The 16,850-nt window shown below is 69.3% G+C and carries 15 protein-coding genes and 1 pseudogene; 14 read left to right on the forward strand and 2 right to left on the reverse strand.

Annotation, left to right across the window (positions count from 1 at the left end; all coding sequences use genetic code 11):
- The first annotated feature begins 203 nt into the window (after positions 1–203).
- From IEZ17_RS39835 to IEZ17_RS39855, 5 genes are read left to right on the forward strand one after another with little or no spacing between them, the layout of a single operon-like run.
- A complete protein-coding gene (locus IEZ17_RS39835) occupies positions 204–1,820 on the forward strand; it encodes an amino acid adenylation domain-containing protein (RefSeq protein WP_189308519.1) in 1,617 nt (538 codons plus the stop codon).
- A complete protein-coding gene (locus IEZ17_RS39840) occupies positions 1,813–2,142 on the forward strand; it encodes a hypothetical protein (protein WP_189308520.1) in 330 nt (109 codons plus the stop codon). The genes IEZ17_RS39835 and IEZ17_RS39840 overlap by 8 nt, the downstream gene beginning before the upstream one ends.
- Before the next feature lie 20 nt (positions 2,143–2,162).
- Complete coding sequence (locus tag IEZ17_RS39845) at positions 2,163–2,912, forward strand: thioesterase II family protein (RefSeq protein WP_229853088.1); 750 nt, start codon at positions 2,163–2,165, stop codon at positions 2,910–2,912.
- The gene (locus IEZ17_RS39850; protein ID WP_189308522.1) at positions 2,909–4,159 is read left to right on the forward strand and encodes a cytochrome P450; all 1,251 of its coding nucleotides are present in this window, start codon (positions 2,909–2,911) and stop codon (positions 4,157–4,159) included. The genes IEZ17_RS39845 and IEZ17_RS39850 overlap by 4 nt, the downstream gene beginning before the upstream one ends.
- The gene (locus IEZ17_RS39855) at positions 4,156–5,103 is read left to right on the forward strand and encodes a TauD/TfdA dioxygenase family protein (RefSeq protein WP_189308523.1); all 948 of its coding nucleotides are present in this window, start codon (positions 4,156–4,158) and stop codon (positions 5,101–5,103) included. Before IEZ17_RS39850 ends, IEZ17_RS39855 begins: the two co-directional genes overlap by 4 nt.
- A gap of 411 nt (positions 5,104–5,514) precedes the next feature.
- Here IEZ17_RS39855 and IEZ17_RS39860 read toward each other — a convergent pair whose 3' ends face one another.
- Positions 5,515–7,038: an FAD-dependent oxidoreductase gene (locus IEZ17_RS39860; protein ID WP_189308524.1), complete on the reverse strand. Its 1,524-nt coding sequence runs from the start codon at positions 7,036–7,038 to the stop codon at positions 5,515–5,517.
- 236 nt (positions 7,039–7,274) lie between these two features.
- On the opposite strand from IEZ17_RS39860, the gene IEZ17_RS39865 reads away from it, so the two are divergent.
- Positions 7,275–10,472, forward strand: coding sequence for an AfsR/SARP family transcriptional regulator (locus IEZ17_RS39865; RefSeq protein ID WP_229853087.1), 3,198 nt, complete (start codon positions 7,275–7,277; stop codon positions 10,470–10,472).
- Between the two features lie 171 nt (positions 10,473–10,643).
- Positions 10,644–10,820 carry a hypothetical protein gene (locus tag IEZ17_RS39870; protein WP_189308525.1) on the forward strand — a complete coding sequence of 59 codons (177 nt, stop codon included), beginning with the start codon at positions 10,644–10,646 and terminating at the stop codon, positions 10,818–10,820.
- 303 nt (positions 10,821–11,123) lie between these two features.
- On the opposite strand, the gene IEZ17_RS39875 is transcribed toward IEZ17_RS39870, so the two are convergent.
- The gene (locus IEZ17_RS39875; protein ID WP_189308526.1) at positions 11,124–11,891 is read right to left on the reverse strand and encodes a pirin family protein; all 768 of its coding nucleotides are present in this window, start codon (positions 11,889–11,891) and stop codon (positions 11,124–11,126) included.
- Positions 11,892–12,035: 144 nt separating this feature from the next.
- On the opposite strand from IEZ17_RS39875, the gene IEZ17_RS39880 reads away from it, so the two are divergent.
- From IEZ17_RS39880 to IEZ17_RS39910, 7 genes and pseudogenes are all read left to right on the forward strand, one after another.
- Positions 12,036–12,539, forward strand: a complete 504-nt coding sequence (locus IEZ17_RS39880) for a MarR family winged helix-turn-helix transcriptional regulator (RefSeq protein WP_189308527.1) — start codon at positions 12,036–12,038, stop codon at positions 12,537–12,539.
- Positions 12,540–12,695: 156 nt separating this feature from the next.
- Positions 12,696–13,115 (forward strand): nuclear transport factor 2 family protein, encoded by a 420-nt coding sequence (locus IEZ17_RS39885; protein WP_189308528.1) that lies wholly within the window; start codon positions 12,696–12,698, stop codon positions 13,113–13,115.
- A 102-nt stretch (positions 13,116–13,217) separates the two neighbouring features.
- Positions 13,218–13,400, forward strand: a complete 183-nt coding sequence (locus IEZ17_RS39890) for a hypothetical protein (RefSeq protein WP_189308529.1) — start codon at positions 13,218–13,220, stop codon at positions 13,398–13,400.
- Between the two features lie 78 nt (positions 13,401–13,478).
- Positions 13,479–13,838: pseudogene (locus IEZ17_RS45165) on the forward strand (NADPH-dependent FMN reductase); the annotation flags it as partial.
- 32 nt (positions 13,839–13,870) lie between these two features.
- Positions 13,871–14,779 (forward strand): oxidoreductase, encoded by a 909-nt coding sequence (locus IEZ17_RS39900; protein ID WP_189308530.1) that lies wholly within the window; start codon positions 13,871–13,873, stop codon positions 14,777–14,779.
- Between the two features lie 39 nt (positions 14,780–14,818).
- A complete protein-coding gene (locus IEZ17_RS39905) occupies positions 14,819–15,187 on the forward strand; it encodes a nuclear transport factor 2 family protein (protein ID WP_189308531.1) in 369 nt (122 codons plus the stop codon).
- Positions 15,188–15,325: 138 nt separating this feature from the next.
- On the forward strand, positions 15,326–16,783 hold the full coding sequence (locus tag IEZ17_RS39910; protein ID WP_189308532.1) for an NF041680 family putative transposase: 1,458 nt from the start codon (positions 15,326–15,328) through the stop codon (positions 16,781–16,783).
- Positions 16,784–16,850: the final 67 nt, after the last annotated feature.

The raw sequence follows: 16,850 nt of genomic DNA on the forward strand, positions 1-16,850 counted from the left end.
ACGCACACAGCGACAGAAGGACACGCACCACCAAGATCAACCTGACCAAGCACTACTAGCTGCCTGCCGGCATCTGCACCGAGGAGGAGTTTGTCATGCCTGCATCAGTGGATGCCGGGTTGGTCCTGATCGATTCCGCAACGGTCGTGTTGACGGGGCCTGGGCAATGACCTCTGGTGACACTCCCGCCACAGGGGTGCTTCATGTCCAAGTTTGATCCATCATCGGGCCTTCCTTCCGACATTCCTTCGCTTTCGGTCGGCGACTATCTCCTGGCTGCAGGGATGTCTCGGCCCACACACATCGCCGTCTCGTGCGCGGGCGAGAGCGTGTCGTACGCAGAACTGGCCGATCGCTCCTTGGCCCTGGCGAAGACGCTGGCAGCGCGAGGGGTCGGGAGCGGTGACGTCGTGGTGGTCGAGTCGGATCCGGTTCCCTCGGCGGTCGTGGCCATCGTGGCGTGTTCGTTGTTGGGTGCGGTGTACGCGCCCATGGCTCCCGGCCTTCCCGCCAGGCGTCGGCAGGTCACGCTCGGGATACTCGATCCCGATGTTCATGTGGTGGCCTCGGGCCTGCCGGTCACGCCAGGTGTTCCCGTGTACGCCCGTATGGCCGATGGGCGCTTCATGGTCGAGGGTGAGGCCCGCGACCGTTTGGGACGGCGGGAGCGCGCGCGGCAGCTCTCCGGCATCGCGCACGTCGTCTTCACGTCGGGGACCACTGGCCGTCCGAAGGGGATCATGATGTCCCATTCGGCGGTTGTGGCGTTCTTCCACGGGATGGCGCGACAGGTTCGCGTCTCGGCAGATGAGCGTCTCCTGTCCGTCGCTCCGTTGTCCTTCGACTTCTCGCTGCTCGATCTGGGGTTGGCGGCGAGCGCGGGGGCGACCCTGGTGCAGGTGCCCCGTACGCTGCTGCGCCACCCCCGCCGTTTCGTCGCCTATCTGGCCCGTGAGCGGGTGACCCAGGTGAACGGCGTGCCGTCGGTCTGGCAACCGATACTCGCCCACGCCGCGGCGGAGTTGTCCCGGTGCACCGCTTTGCGCACGGTCTTGATGGGTGGTGAGTTCTACCCGGTCAGCCTCATCCGCGAGTTGAGACAAGCCCGGCCCGGGCTGCGCGTGGTGAACGCCTTCGGGCAGTCGGAGTCGATCGCCTGTTCCTTCCTTCAGGTTCCGGACCCGGTGCCTGAGGACCTGGGACAGGTACCGATCGGCCCGCCCCATCCAGGCGCGGAGTACCTCCTGGTCGACGCACAGGGCCGGGATGTCGGCGTCGGGGAGAGCGGTGAGCTGTTTCTGCGCAGCAACGCCCTCTTCGCCGGGTACTGGCGTGACGCTGAGGCTACGCGCCGCGCGCTCGTGCCCCCGCCGGGGGAGCCGGATTCTCCTGAACGGGTCCTGCGGACCGGTGACGTGCTGCGCCGGGAAGGGAACGGGACCTTCAGCTTCGTCGGGCGCGCTGATCTCCAGGTCAAGATCCTCGGCAACCGTGTGGAACTGGAAGAAGTCGAGCTAGCGCTACGGGCGCACCCCGACGTCGAGGACACCGTGGTGACCGCTGTGCCGAGCAGCCGGGGCACGCGCCTGGCCGCTCTCGTGGCGTCGGCGACGCGTTGCAGTGAACAGGCCGACCTCGCTGGGGAGGTACGAGCCCTGTGCGCGTCGACGCTGCCGTCCTACATGGTCCCCACGCACGTACTGCTTGCGCCTGCTCTGCCTCGAACAGCGGCGGGCAAGCTCGACCGGGCCGCGGCCCACGCGATGGTTGTACGGCTGCTGAGCCCAGTGCCGGATGAGGGAGGAACGGGCCATGCTTGACGAACTGACATTCCATACCACTGTACGGGAGTTCATGCGTGCCGCACGGCCCGAGGCGGCATGGGCAGGCATATCGTCCCAGTCCGATCTCCATGCACGGGGGATCCTCGACTCGCTTCTCTTGACCGAACTCATCCTGTTCCTTGAGGGCCTTGTCGGTAGCGAGATCGCGGTGGAGAACTATCGCCTGGAAGCGTTCTACACGCTCGACAGCCTTTACCGGATCGCCGCCGAAACCGTCCGGTCTGGTGCGTCCGTGCAGGCCGACGGGGATGACGGACCCGGCGGTTCACCGCGCGCCGATGTCCTGCCACCGCGATGAACGACCGCGGCGCGCAACACATGCCCGCAGGCGGCCGGTGGATCGAGCCCTTCGCTGTCCCGGCTTCCCCGCGGCTGCGGGTGCTCTGTTTTCCGTGTGCGGGAGGTTCCGCCGACCACTACCGGTCATGGGCGGCGCTGGCTCCGGCAGGTGTTCAGGTCACGGTGATCCGCCGGCCCGTCGGGGACAGTCACGTCGATGAGGCTCCCCCACGCAGCGCGCAGGAAGTGGCCCAGGGGGTGGGTCCGGCGCTGGCACGCTGTCGGGACGAGGTGCCGTGGGTCTTCTTCGGGCACAGTCTCGGTGCGTGGCTGGCGTACGAGACGGCGCACTGGCTGATGCGGAACGGATTCGGTGGCCCCCGGGGGCTGGTTGTCGCCTCCGCGTCAGCGCCCCATCTGCCGCATAGCTCGCCGCCGTCGGCGCACCTGCCCGATGCCGAGTTTCTGGCCCATCTGAACGAGCTGGGGGGACTGCCCGATGTGCTTGTCCGCCATCCCCGGCTGGCACGCTTGTGGCTGCCCCGGCTACGTGCCGATATGCACATCTACGACACCTACCGGCATCTGGGGCCGATCGAACTTCCCTGTCCCATCGCCGCGCTGGCCGGCACCGACGACCGCCTCGCCCCGGTGGCCGATGTTGCGCAGTGGCGGCGGCACACCGCAGGGCAATGGTCACTGGAGGTCAGGCCAGGCGACCACTTCTCCGTCCTGACGGACCCCGCTCCCGCCCTGGCCGCCCTCACCAAGAAGTGGGCCACACCATGATCGATCCCATCGATCCAATCGAGCAGAGCCCTTCACACGAGCCATATCCCCTGCCAGCGACCGCACTTGTCCACTCCCTCGATCCATGGCCCGCCTACGACCGGCTCCTGACCCACCCCCGTCTGTACCAGTGCCAGGCCGAACGCACCTACATCGTCGCACGCCACGCCGACGTCCAGCAGGCCCTCAGACACCCGCATCTCAGCGTGGGCTTCCCGATGCGTGCCACCCGGCAACTCTTCGGGCCCACGGCCATCGATCTCGACGGCGCGCGCCACCGCTCGGCCCGCCACCTCGTGTCCTGGTTCTCCGCCTCCCGGATGAACACCTGGGTCGAATCCGCCGTCGCCCCAGTCGTCGACGACCTCGCCGGCCAGATCACCGCCAAAGCACCGGTGGACGTGGTGGCCGTCCTCGGCCACGCTCTCCCGGTACGCGTCATCTGCCGCGTGCTCGGCCTGCCCGACGAGGAATGGCCCTGGCTGCGCCGGAAACTGCGCCCCATCGTCGCCTACATCTCCAACCAGGCCACCGGCCTGGAAGAAGCGCTCACAGCCCGGCTGGAGCTGACCTCACGCATCGAAGAATCCCTTGCCGCACAGCTGCCGAGCACGTCTGTCCTGCGGCGCCTGTGGCCCGATGCCACCGTCAAGCCCCCTCCCGACACCACACACGAACTCACCGAGCATATGCGGGCCGTTCTGCTCCTCCTGGCGGCGGGAACCGCGACCACGACCATGGCCATCAGCAACCTCTTCTGGTGCCTCCTACAGCATCCGGACACCTGGACGCACGTCGCCTCCGGCCAGTTGTCTCCCAGCGCAGTCGTCGCCGAGAGTCTGCGGCTGCGCCCCCCGCTGCACTCCACAGTCCGCTTCGCCACCCGCGAGCTCACCCTGGCGGGAACCCCCATTCCACGTGGCTCCCGCGTACAGGTGCTGCTCGCCGCAGCCAATCGCGACCCGGCTGTCTTCGACGCACCCGACCGGTGGAACCCCCATCGACCCGCACGCCTCGCCCCCGTCTTCGGCAACGGCCCCCATGCCTGCGCAGGAGCACAACTCGCCCTGAGCGAACTGTGCCTGCTCCTCGACGCACTCAGCCAACGCTTCGGCACGATCAGCCCCGGAGCACCAGCCGATGCCCTCCAGAGCGCACCCTTCCACCACCACACCAGCCTCTCCGTCGTCTTCCACTCCACCCCCGTAACCGCTCCCGAACACCACAGAGAGGAACCGACGCCGTGACGTCCACCGGCTCCCGCACCGAACTCGACCTGGTCCGCCTCTCCGGCAGCATCGGCGCCGAGATCCGTGGCCTCGACCTCACCACCGGCCTGGCCAAGGAGACCATCGCTGCCATCCGTGACGCGCTGGTCACGCACAAGGTCATCTTCTTCCGCAACCAGCACACCCTGGACGGCGACGCCCAAGAGCGCTTCGCACGCCGCTTCGCCACCCCCACCACCGCCTACCCGACCGCCCTGCCCACCCTGGAAGGAGAACCAGCCGTCCTCGACCTGGACTACGGTCACACACTCCTGCGCGCGGACTTCTGGCACACGGACGTCACCTACACCCAACGGCCCCCACTGGGCTGCGTCCTACGAGCCGTGGCCCTGCCCCCGTACGGAGGAGACACAGTCTGGGCCAACACGCACGCGGCCTACCAATCGATGCCACCCGAACTACGCACACTGGCCGACAGCCTGTGGGCCGTACACGCCAACACCCGCGACACCACCCCCACCCTGCCGACAGACGACAGCGACGAGGCGCAAGCCCTGCGGGACCGCTTCACCTCCACCCTGTTCAAGACCGAACACCCACTCGTGCGTGTCCACCCCGAAACAGGCGAACGCGCCCTGCTACTCGGCCGATTCGTACGCCACTTCGTGGGCTGGAGCCCCGAGGCATCACACGACGTGCTCCGTGTTCTGGAGAGCTACATCCACGTCCCCGAGAACTGCGTGCGCTGGCGCTGGTCCCCAGGGGACGTGGCGTTCTGGGACAACCGCGCCACCCAGCACTACGCCGTCAGGGACTACGGCGCGCACGACCGGCGAATGCAGCGAATCAGCCTCGCCGGCGACACCCCGGTCTCGGTCTCCGGCGCCCCCAGCCGCGCAGTCACCGGCGACGACACCGACTTCTGCACCTCTCTCGCCAAGCCGGGAGACGGCGGGCCCTGACACATGGACACTCCGTCGGCATGGGCCGTCGGGGCTGGTCTGCCCGGCAGCCGCAACGACTGCCAGGGGTTTCGCCGAGTCGGGCGTCGACTGGGAGTAACAGCCAAGACCTGTGGATCGATCACGGGAGCATTCGCCCGGATCCTCGGCGTAGATAATGGGGGGCGCCCCTGGGGCTGCCGGCCCTGACCGCGCGTCGCGGGTACGCCGTCACCGGGCGGCCGGCCGGCACGACGCGATCCGCGCGGTTCTTGCCTGGCTCGATCGATGGGTGAACCAGGCTGCCGACGGATCGACTTGGCCGTACTGGATCACCTGGAACGAGCTCAGGTCCTCGCACCCCGTGCCATCCGGAACACGGCGGCCGAGCTGGTGCTACGGCACGGCGGACCTCGGGAACGGGGCGCCGGCTCAGGTTTCCGCAGTGCCGAACCACTCGCCGGCGGCCCGCTCGAATGCCTTCCGGTCGAAGTCGCGTTCACCCGCCCAGGCGACGATGCCGTCCGGCCGGACGAGCACGGCACCCAGTCCCAGGTCGTTCTTCGCCGTCCCGGCCGCGTAACGCAGCCGGCTCTGCCAGCCCGTCGCCGCATCCCGCAGGCGGCGGTCGCTGCTGAAGTCGAGCACGACGCCTCGTCCGTCCTGCATCAGGTCAGCGAGGCAAGTGCCGTCCTCTAGACGGAAGTCCGGGGCGTTGTGGCCGACCAGCGGCTGATCGCTGCCGAGGTCGTGGCGGATCGACGAGCCCGAGAGCCTCCCGAACACGTAGGTCGTCCCGTCCTGGGTCCCGATCAGGTCGCGGATCACTCCCTGGAGTGCCTGGCCGTGCGGGTCCGGCACCATGGTCGACACCTGGGCGCGCGACCAGTCGAGCACCCGCGCGCCGACCGGGTGGCGTTCGCGGGTGTAGGTGTCGAGAAGGCCGTCCGGCGCGTGCCCGCGCACGGTCGCCGCGAGCTTCCACCCCAGATTCAGGGCGTCGCCGAGTCCGGCGTTGAGTCCCTGTCCGCCGAGGGGGGAGTGGATGTGCGCGGCGTCGCCCGCAAGCAGGACGCGTCGCTGCCGGTAGGTCGTCGTCTGCATCGCCCGATCGGTGAAGCTCGACGCGAGGTGGACTTCGCTCAGCGTCACGTCGGTGCCGGACACGCGGCGCAGCACCGTCTGGAGGTGGTGGAGGGTCGGCGGCTGCGAACGGTCGAACGCGCCGCCGTCGAAGTCCATCACGCCGATGTGCCCTTCCGCGCGCATCCGGAGGTACATGCCGGTCGGTGTCAGGTTGATCCCGGGCCGGAGCTTCTCGGGATCGGCGAGGGTGGCGACCATGGTGTAGCCGGTGAACCGCGGCTCGGTGCCGACGAACTCGAAGCCGGCGAGCCGACGCACCACGCTGCGCCCGCCGTCGCAGCCGACGACCCAGCGTGCCGCGTACTCGTGCTCGCCGGCTCGCACCACCACGCCTTCGTCGTCCTGTGCGACGCCGGAGACGGTGATGCCACGCCTGATCTCCACACCGAGCTTGGATGCCCGCTCGGACAACACCGTTTCGATCGCTGCGAGGCTGGTCGACGTGAAGTCCGGCGCCAGACTGGGCAGTCGGAACGGCAGCGCGGCGAGGTCGACCTTGGCCGGGTCGAGCACCATGCCGGCGAAATGACCCACGCCGCCGCGAAGGGGAGGCGGCCCGTTCGCGTCAAGATCCACGCCGGGTGCGTCAGGGACCCCCGACGCGGTCAGCAGCGGGTGCAGCATTCCGCGGCGGTGGAACGCCTGGAGCGACGTGGCGAACAGCCCCCGCATACCGAGCGGGTCCGCCCGCCACGGGGATCCGGGCTCCGGCTCCCGCTCCAGCACCACGACGGTGCAGCCCGCGAGCCCCAACTCGCAGGCAAGGAAGAGACCGACCGGGCCAGCGCCCACGATCACTGCGTCATGCATGGGAAATCCCCTTCCGAAGACGGAACTCTGTGACGTGCCAAGGCTGCTGGGGGCCGCTCACACCGGGCTCACACGGCGCTGACACGGGGCCGCACCGCCGCCGCCCTGATGTGAGGACCCGCCGGTGCGTGCGCGAAGATGGGGAGATGGACGGGGGTGCGCGGCTTCGTGTCACGCTGCTCGGCGCCTTTGCGGCGTCTCGCGGTGACGCCGTCCTGCCCGTTCCAGGTGCCCGCTTGCAGGCTCTGGTCGCGCGGCTGGCGCTCGCCGGCGGACGGGCGGTCGAGCGGGGTGTCCTGGTCGACGCGATCTGGGCCGAGGCCCCGCCGACCGGCCCCGCCCACGCCCTGCAGGCCCTCGTCTCACGGCTGCGCCGAACCCTCGGCTCGGCCGGCGACGTCGCGCAGCACGCGGGCGGCTACCGACTGGCCGTGGACGCCGCCGACGTGGACGCGCTGCGGTTCGAGCAGCTCGCCGAGGACGGCCGGGACCGCCTGCGTGCCGGCGACCCGCAGGCAGCGGCGGCCCTGCTCGGGGAGGCGGTGGCGCTGTGGGGCGACCGCCCCGGCGCCGAGCCCGCGGTCGTCGCCGGGGTGGCGCCCGCCGTCGCGACCCGGCTGGCCCACGCCTCGATCGAGGCCGTCGCCGACCTCTGCGATGCCGAACTGGCGCTGGGACACGCTGACATGGCCGCCGTCCGCCTGACCGCCCTGCTCGCCGAGCACCCCGTTCACGAACGCGCCGCCGCGCTGCTCATGGACGCGCTGGCCGCCCAGGGGCGCCAGGCCGAGGCTCTCGCCCGTTACGAGCAGGTCCGCGCAACCCTGGCCGACGACCTCGGTACCGACCCGGGCGCCGCCTTGCGTGAGCGCCACCTGCGCCTGCTGCGCGCCGACCAGCCCGCCCCCGACGCCGCGCAGACCAGGCCGAGCAACCTGCCCGCGCCGCTGACCAGCTTCATCGGCCGCGACGACGACCTCGCCCGGATCGACATGCTGCTCGCGGCGGGGCGTCTGGTAACCGTGGTCGGTCCCGGCGGTGCCGGCAAGACGCGGCTCGCCGTCGAGGCCGCCCGCCGCCACCGGTCGGAGTACCGCGACGGTGCCTGGATGATCGACCTCGCCTCGGTCACCGAGCCCGCCAAGGTCGGCGCGGCGCTGTTGGCCGCGATCGGGCTGCGCGGCTCAGCGCTGTTCGAGGCTTCGGCCAAGCTGCGCGGCGACCCGATCGGCGAACTGGACGTACTGGCCGACCAGTTGGGCGGCCGGGAGAGCCTGCTCGTGATGGACAACTGCGAGCACCTCATCGACGCCGTGGCACACCTGATCTCGGCGCTGCTGGCCCGCTGCGCCGGGCTGCGGGTACTGGCCACCAGCCGGGAGCCGCTGACGATCGACGGCGAGACGCTCGTCCCGCTCGGCCCGCTGCCCCTGCCCGCACCGCACGCGGACGTCGAACAGGCCCGCCGGACGGCGTCGGTGCTGCTGTTCCGCGAGCGGGCGGCGGCCGTGCGGCCCGGGTTCGACGTCGATGAGCACCACCTCGGCAACGTGCTGCGCGTCGTGCGCAGCCTGGACGGCCTGCCGCTCGCGCTCGAGTTGGCCGCGGCCCGCCTCCGTACCTTCTCGCTGTCCGACCTGGCCGCCGGGCTGTCCGACCGGTTCCGTCTGCTGACCACCGGCAGCCGGACCGCCGTCCCACGGCACCGCACGCTGCGCGCGGTCATCGCGTGGAGCTGGGACCTGCTCGGCGCGGACGCGCGTACGGTCGCGGAGCGGATCGCGGTGCTGCCCGGCGGCGTCACGCCGGCCTCAGCTACCGCGGTCTGTGCCGGCACCGCGGTGCCGGCCATGGAGATCCGGGAGCTGCTCGCGGGCCTGGTCGACCGGTCGTTGCTGCAACTCGCGCCGGACACCGGCCGGTACCGGATGCTGGAGACGATCCGCGAGTACGGCCTGGAGCGCCTGGCCGAGCAGGGCACCCTGACCGACGTGCGGGACCTGGCCGCCCGCCACTTCGCCGAGCTGGTCGCCCACCACGACCCGCTGCTGCGCGGCCCGGAACAGCTCGACGCACTCCACGTGCTGCACGCCGAGTACGACAACGTGCTCGCCGCGCTGCGCCACCTCTACGACACCGCCGACGCCGACCGCGCGATGGGGCTCGCGGTGAACCTGATCTGGTGCTGGCGCATGCTCGGCCGGCACGTCGACGCGGCCTACTGGCTGAGCGAGGCGGTCGCCTTGCCGGCCGAGCAGCCGAGCGTGGAGCGCGACATCGCCGAGGGGGTGCTGCTGCTCAACGTCATCGCCACCCCGAGCACACCGGTGATCGACGCGACCAAGAAGCGGCGCGAGGAGCTGCGACTGCTCACCGACCGCCTGCGCAGCCACCCGGAGTCGCCGGGCTGCGGCGGCGCGCTGCTCGCGATCAGGCTGGGCTCCCTGGACAAGAACGACGGGCCGTCGACGATCATCCAGCGGCTGGTCGACGGACCGGACGTGTGGCTGGCCGGGCTGGCCCACATGTTCCGGGCCCACTTCGCCGAGAACGAAGGCCACCTCGATCAGGTACGCAGCGATATACCCGCCGCCCTGGAATGCTTCGACCAGGCAGGCGACCGCTGGGCGTTGGCCAAGACACTGCCGCTGCGTGCGCTGCTGCGGCAGTACGACGGCGATCTCGACGGCGCGCTGATCGACCTGAACGAGGCCAAACGGCTGGCCTGCGTGTTCGGTTCACTCAGCCTCGACGACGAGATCTTCATCGATCTGCGCCGCATCGATGTGCACGAGCGGCTCGACGAGACCGCGCGAGCGAGGACGATAGTCGCCGCGGCCCGCGAGCGCGCGCTGCGGTCGGCGTCACCCGAGTTGGCGATCGTGCTCGACGCGCGGGAGGCCGGTCTGCGGGTGCGGAGCGGCGACCTTGACCGGGCACGCGCGCTGGTCGAGTCCGCCGAGGCCGGACTGTCCGAGCAGCTCCCGGCCGTCGGCCCCCACGGGCAGGCGTTGGTAGCCACGACGCGGGGCGCGCTCTGCCTGGCACTCGGCGACGGGCCGGGCGCCGAGGAGGCGCTGGACCGGGCGTACGCGGTGGCGATCGACAGCAGGGACATGCCGTTCGTCGCGACAGTGGCGGTGACCGTGGCCGGACTCGCCGCGCTCTACGGGCGGCACCGGGACGTTGCCGGCCTGCTCGGCGCGGCGGCCCGTCTGCGGGGCGCGCACGACCGCACAGACCCGCAGGTCCGCACGCTGAGCAGCCGCAGCCGGCTCGCGCTCGGCGACGACCGCTTCGTCGAGGCGTACGAGACCGGCTGGCAACTGGACCCACCGGCGGCCCTGACCCGGACCGATCCGGCGCGACTGCGCTGTGTGGCGCGGTCCGCGTCACTTCCCGAACTGCGCGATGCTCCGGCACGGTGGGCGTAAGCCCACAGCGCGAGCGGTACGAAGACCACCGGCGATCGACACCGGAACAACGGGCGGACTGCACCCAGTCCAAGCCGGTACTCGAGAAGATCCGTCTCCACTGTCGAACGAGCAACCAACCGCGAAGCCACACCGGGCGGTCGCCCCCCCCGCTACGACGAGGGGGTACTGGTGCCACAGCACACCATCAGCCTGCGCGGATGGGTGCTGCCGCTGTTGCATGACCCCGGCGGTCACGAGGTGCGTTTCTACACCGTCGAGGAACACACCTCACCCGAGCCGGGCGAGGTCATGCGCATGGTGGACCGGCAGGAGAGCGCCGAGCAGGTGCGGCCCGCCGCGCCGTAGGGGGCCCGACCGGGAGTTCCGCCGACCTGGCAGAGCGTCAGGTCCATGACGCCTGCTCAGGGGGCCTCACGGTGGGACGCACGGCACGCCCGTTCATCCTTGTCCGCGCCTGGGGTTCGCCCGCACACTCGACGGCATCCACTCTCCGACTCGTATGTCGGCTTCCGTCCTTTGGGGGCCGCCGCGTGCGTTGTGCTGCTCTGCCGACCGGTCGGGGTGGTCGGAGGGTCGCGAGGCGAAGAGGGACATATGGGATCACAGGGCTTACTCAGTTCACCAGCGGATCCGAGTCCGGTCAGCCGGTCAGACGGTGGCTGTGGCGTGCATCTCCCAGACGAGGACCTCGGCCGGTTCGACGGCGGTGACGCGCTGGCCGCCGGTGGCGGTGAAGCGGGCGGCGTCGCCTTGGGAGAGGACGCCGGTGCCTTCGAGGCCGACCGAGCCGCGTGCCACGAAGAGGTGGAGGAACGGTGCCTCGGGCAGCGTGATCTGCTGTCCGAGGCGCAGCCGGGCTGCGTGCAGGGCGGCGTAGCGGTTCCGGATCCGGATCGCGCTCGCGTCCCGGTGCCGGTCCATGCCTGACGCCACTGTGAACAGCGTCCCGCCGAGCAGCTCGTCGTCGATCTCCAACTGCTCGTATTCGGGCGTGACGCCGGCCGCGTCGGGCAGTACCCACATTTGGACGAAGTGCACAGGGGTGGTAGGGCGTTCGCCGGTAAGCCCGTAGGTGTCGTTCTTCTCCGAGTGGAGGATGCCGGTGCCGGCGCTCATCCGCTGGGCCAGGCCGGGGTGGATCACGCCGGAGTGGCCGCTGGAATCCTGGTGGACGAGTGAGCCCTGGAGCACCCAGGTGACGATCTCCATGTCCCGGTGCGGGTGTGTCTCGAAGCCGGTGCCGGGCTGGACCAGGTCCTCGTTGTGGACCACTAGCAGGCCGTGGTGGGTGTTGGCCGGGTCTGGCCGACTGGTGCCGAGGGAGAACGAGTGTTTGGAGTCGAGCCACGACAGTCGGCTGGCCTGCCGCTCGCCGGCACGTCGCACCTCGACCGTGGGTGTCAGCATTTCGGGCATCGAGTGCCGCCTCCCTCCCTAGATGTTCAACATTCAACATTGAGCCTAAGTCGCCATCACGTGAATGTTCAAGTGATAAGAAGGGTTGGAGTGGGTTGCGATCGACCCATGTCACCCGCAAAGTGCGGCTGATACGCTCTCGATATGACCACCCGTGACGAGGGACTTCAGGTGCAGGGGGACGAACATGCGGACCTCTGGCTCGCGCCCGGCGAGCTGACCTCGTGGATGTCGGTGGTCCGGCTGATGACGCGGCTGCCCTGGGCCATCGACGCGCAACTGCAGCGCGATGCCGATCTGAGCATGGTCGAGTACATGACCCTGGCAATGCTGTCCGAGGCCCCGGAACGGACCTTGCGCATGAGTGCTCTCGCCGAGAACGCCAGCACGTCGCTGTCCCGCCTTTCGCACATGATCAAGCGGCTGGAGAGCCGCGGGTACGTCCGCCGCGAGCCCGACCCGACCGACGGGCGCTTCACCAACGCCATCCTCCTGCCTGCCGGCATGAGCAAGCTGGAATCCGCCGCTCCCGCGCATGTGGCATACGTCCGCCACCTGGTGGTGGACAACCTCTCCGGCGAGCGCCTGCGTCGACTCGGTCAGGATGCCGAGCGCATCCTGCAGCGCATCGACTCGCCCGCTCGGTGATGTGACGCTTCAAGTTGCTCCGAGCCCACTGATCGTCAAAGCCCCACGGAATCAGGGTCCTCAAGCCTCTTGCGCTCTCGCATGACTTGAATGTTAAAGTCAATCCGCATCCCGAAGGTATGCGATAGCCGCCGCTGACGGATCAGGAGAGTGGAGATGCCCCACGACAACGAGAAGGTCATCCGCGCTGCCTACCGGGTGGCCGAGGAGCAGGATGTCACCGGCTGGATCGCCGCGTTCACCCAGGACGGGACCTTCACCGACATGTCGATCCCGCTCACGTACTGCGGTCCCGATGAGCTGGGTAAGACGGTCGAGGCCTACGCCAAGGCCTTCCCCGACATGCATCGCGAGCTCGAGCGGTTCTACCTCGACGGCGACGTCGTTGTCGTGCAGCTGCGCCTGCAGGGCACCCACCTCGGCCCGCTGGAGCTGCCCTCCGGCACCGTCCCGCCCACCGGTAGGCGCATGGATGCGCCGTGCTGCGACGTGTTCGAGCTGGTCGACGGCAAGATCAAGCGGTTCGACTGCTACCCCTCCGGCACGGTCATCGCCGCGCAGCTCGGTCTCGCCTGAGCGCGCAGAACGGCGCGAATGTGTTGGTTTCTGCGATATCACTTGAGCATTCAAGTCAAGGGGTCTTGATTTGACTTGAATCCTCAAGTCGCAGGGCGCGCCGTGACCACCGCGACACCGGCGCCGGGACGCTACGCCATCGACGTCCCCCGCTCCGAGATCACCTTCACCGTGGCCAAGGCTAAGGTCGACGACGAGATCGTTGTGGAGGCGACCGCGACCGTCGACCGCTACTCCCACGGCGTCACCAAGCTGAAGGGCATGGCCGGCGGCCCCTGCGGTTGACCAGGACCGTCCGGGCCCGCCTGGCCGGCGGAAGCCCCGTCTAGCGGGGCCGACGCCGCTGTCCATGAGCCAGTACCAGCACGAGCACACCACAAGGCCTGGGCGGCCAAGGTCGCCCATTTCGGCGGCCACGTCTTCGCCGCCCCGGAGTACAACCACTCGATCCCCCGCATACTGAAGAACGCGAACGACTTCGCGTACGCGGAGTGGAGCAACAAGGCCGCCGCCTTCGTCTTCTACCGCGCCGTCGGCGGTATCCGCGCCGCCGAGCACCTGCGCACCATCACGAGAACAGTCCAACTCGCAGACATTCACCAGCAGTTGACCTCCTCGCTGTTCACGGAATTCGAGAACCCCTTCCTGTTCAAGCCCGGCGAGCACCACGGCGCCACGTCACCAAGCCCGTCGACGAGCTCGAGGCCTGGTCCACGGCGATGAAGACCCTGCATGCCTGATCCGTTGGAGACACCATGACCGAGCAGAGCCCATCCATCGCGTCCGCCGGCAGGTACGCACTCGGCCCCAGGCAAGTGCGCCGGATCGGATACGGCGCGATGCAACTGGCCGGCGACAACGTCTTCGGCCCGCCCCGAGACCGTGACGAGGCGCTGCGCGTGCTGCGCGCTGCGGTTGCCGGCGGCGTCAACCACATCGACACCGCCCAGTACTACGGCCCCGGCGTCGTCAACGAGCTGATCCGCGAGGCGCTTCACCCCTACCCGCACGACCTGGCCATCGTCAGCAAGGTCGCCGCCCGTCGCGACGAGTCCGGGGCCGTCCTGCCGTACGACGAACCGCACCAGCTGCGCCAGGGCATCGAGGAGAACCTCGCCACCCTCGACATCGATCGCCTGGCCGCGGTGAACCTGCGGATGGTCGACCGGACAGTCGCTCCGGGCAAGCGCTTCGACGCTCAGCTGGCGGAGCTCGTCCAGGCCCGCGACGAGGGGCTGATCGACGGCATCGGCCTCAGCAACATCTCGCGGGAGCACCTGCTGCGCGCGGCCGACCAGACCGAGATCGTCTGCGTCCAGAACCTCTTCAACCTCGCAGACCAGCGCTCCTTCGACGTGCTCCAGGAGTGCACGAACAGGGGAATCGCGTTCGTCCCCTTCTGCCCCCTCGGCTGGCCCCGCGGCACCCAGAACCAGATCCTCACCAGCCCCGTCCTCGCCGACCTCGGAAAACAACTGCGCGCCACTCCCGCACAGATCGCCCTGGCCTGGCTCCTCGGCCTTGCGCCCGGCATCCTGATCATCCCCGGCACCCGCACCCGCACCCACCTGGCCGAGAACCTGGGCACCGCCGCCGTGCGGCTCGACGAAGCCTCCCGCGCGGAGCTCTCGCGGCACTTCCCAGCCCCGCACCGGCCCACCTGATCACTGCCGGCGCCCCCGGCACGACCCGAAGGATCGACCATGAACCGCACCGTCGCCGACCTGATGCGCAGCAACCTCCTGGACGTCTTCAACGAACCAGACCCCGACCGCCGCGCCGAGGCCGTCGCCGAGACGTACTCCGAGCACGTGGTGTGGCACGAGCCCGACCGCGTCGTCCGCGGGCGCGAGGCTCTCGCACAGCGCGCCGAGGAGCTGCAGAAGCAGGCCCCGGACTGGGTCTTCCGTCCGGACGGCCCCGTCTCCGTCAACGACGACCTCGGCCACCTCGGATTCCAGTACGGTCCCGCCGGCCAACCGCCCGTCGTGACCGGAATGGACATCGCCCACTGCAAGGATGGGGTGATCGTCGAGCTCTACACCTTCGTCACCGAGGTCGTCGAGGGCTAGCTTGTTTTTTAAGATCCAGTCTCGAATGTGCTTCGAACTTGATCAGCGTTTTCGCAGTTCAGCGGACGTGAAGGTGGCCTTCGGCTGATCATGTGCTCCGACCAAGGAACGCACACACTCAGCACGAAGGCCGTAAGGATGAGTCTGTCGCACCACGCCGTTGAACATCGGCAGTTCGCAGAACTGTCCCGCTTCCGGGGCGAGTTCTACTCCTGTCTGACCAGACGTGCGGACGCACTGTTCGAGTTGGTCGATGCCGTGCTGTGTGCGGACGGTCCGGTCCGTTCTCTGGTTGAGCTGTCACTCGTAGGGGAACATCGCCGCGGGCACGGTGGCCTCTACGACGCCTTGGCCGCGGGCCGGATGGACATCGGCCGGCTGCGGCGGGCAGTGGCCGCAGTGCCTCTGCCGCGGGCTGCGGACGGCCGACTGGTGCTGGCCGCAGACATCACCTGCTGGCTGCGGCCTGACGCACACACCTCACCGCAGCGGATCCTGTGCCACACCTACGGCCGCGGCAAAGACCAACACATCCCCGTTCCGGGTTGGCCGTACTCGGTGATCTGCGCGCTGGAGACGGGCCGCAGCTCGTGGACCGCGCCGCTGGACGCGCTCCGACTGGCACCGGGCGACGACGCAGCCACCGCCACCGCCAGGCAGATGCGCGAGTTGGTCGGCAGGCTGATGGAGGCGGAGCAGTGGAAGGACAGCGACCCGGAGATCCTCATCGTCGTGGATGCCGGATACGACGTGCCCCGCCTGGCATTCCTGCTGAAGGATCTGCCGGTGCAGGTGCTGGGCCGGATGCGTTCAGACCGTGTCCTGCGCCGTGCCGCCCCACCACGAAAGCCCCATACGATGGGCCGCCCGCCGCGTCACGGCGGCGAGTTCGCCTTCGGCGACCAGTCCACCTGGGACATCCCCGACGCGCAGACCGTCACGCAGACCCGTCTGTACGGCACCGCCACCGCCCAGGCATGGGACCGCCTCCACCCACGGCTGACACACCGCTCCGCCTGGGTCGCCGAACTGGGAACCCTCCCACTCATCGAGGGAACTGTGATCCACCTGCGGGTCGAGCACCTGCCCAGCGGCGCCATCCCGAAACCGGTGTGGCTGTGGTGGTCGGGCACCGATGCCACCTCCACTCAGGTCGACCTGCTCTGGCAGGTCTTCCTGCGACGCTTCGACATCGAGCACACCTTTCGGCTGTTCAAGCAGACCCTCGGCTGGACCCGCCCCAAGATCCGCACCCCCGAAGCCGCCGACCGGTGGACCTGGCTCATCCTGGCCGCATACACCCAACTACGTCTGACCCGGCCCCTGGCGGCCGACCTGCGGCGGCCGTGGGAGAAACCGAATCCGTCCGACCGTCTCACCCCTGCCCGAGTCCGCCGCGACTTCAGGCACCTCCGCCCGAAGACCCTCTGCCCCGCCGAAGCACCGAAACCCTCCCGCCCCGGCCCAGGCCGACCACCCGGCCGCAAGAACACCCACCCCACACCCCGCCACGACGTCCACACAGTCCGCAAAACAGACACAACGAAACGACGAACGAAGAAATCAACAACCCCACGACCCCGCCGCAAAGGTTAAAGATCAAGCTAGTAGATCGTCGCGGCTAATGCTTGGGGTAGAGGTGGCGCAGTTTGATGCGTGCATC

This window comes from Streptomyces albospinus (assembly GCF_014648695.1).
GTDB classification, from domain to species: domain Bacteria; phylum Actinomycetota; class Actinomycetes; order Streptomycetales; family Streptomycetaceae; genus Streptomyces; species Streptomyces albospinus.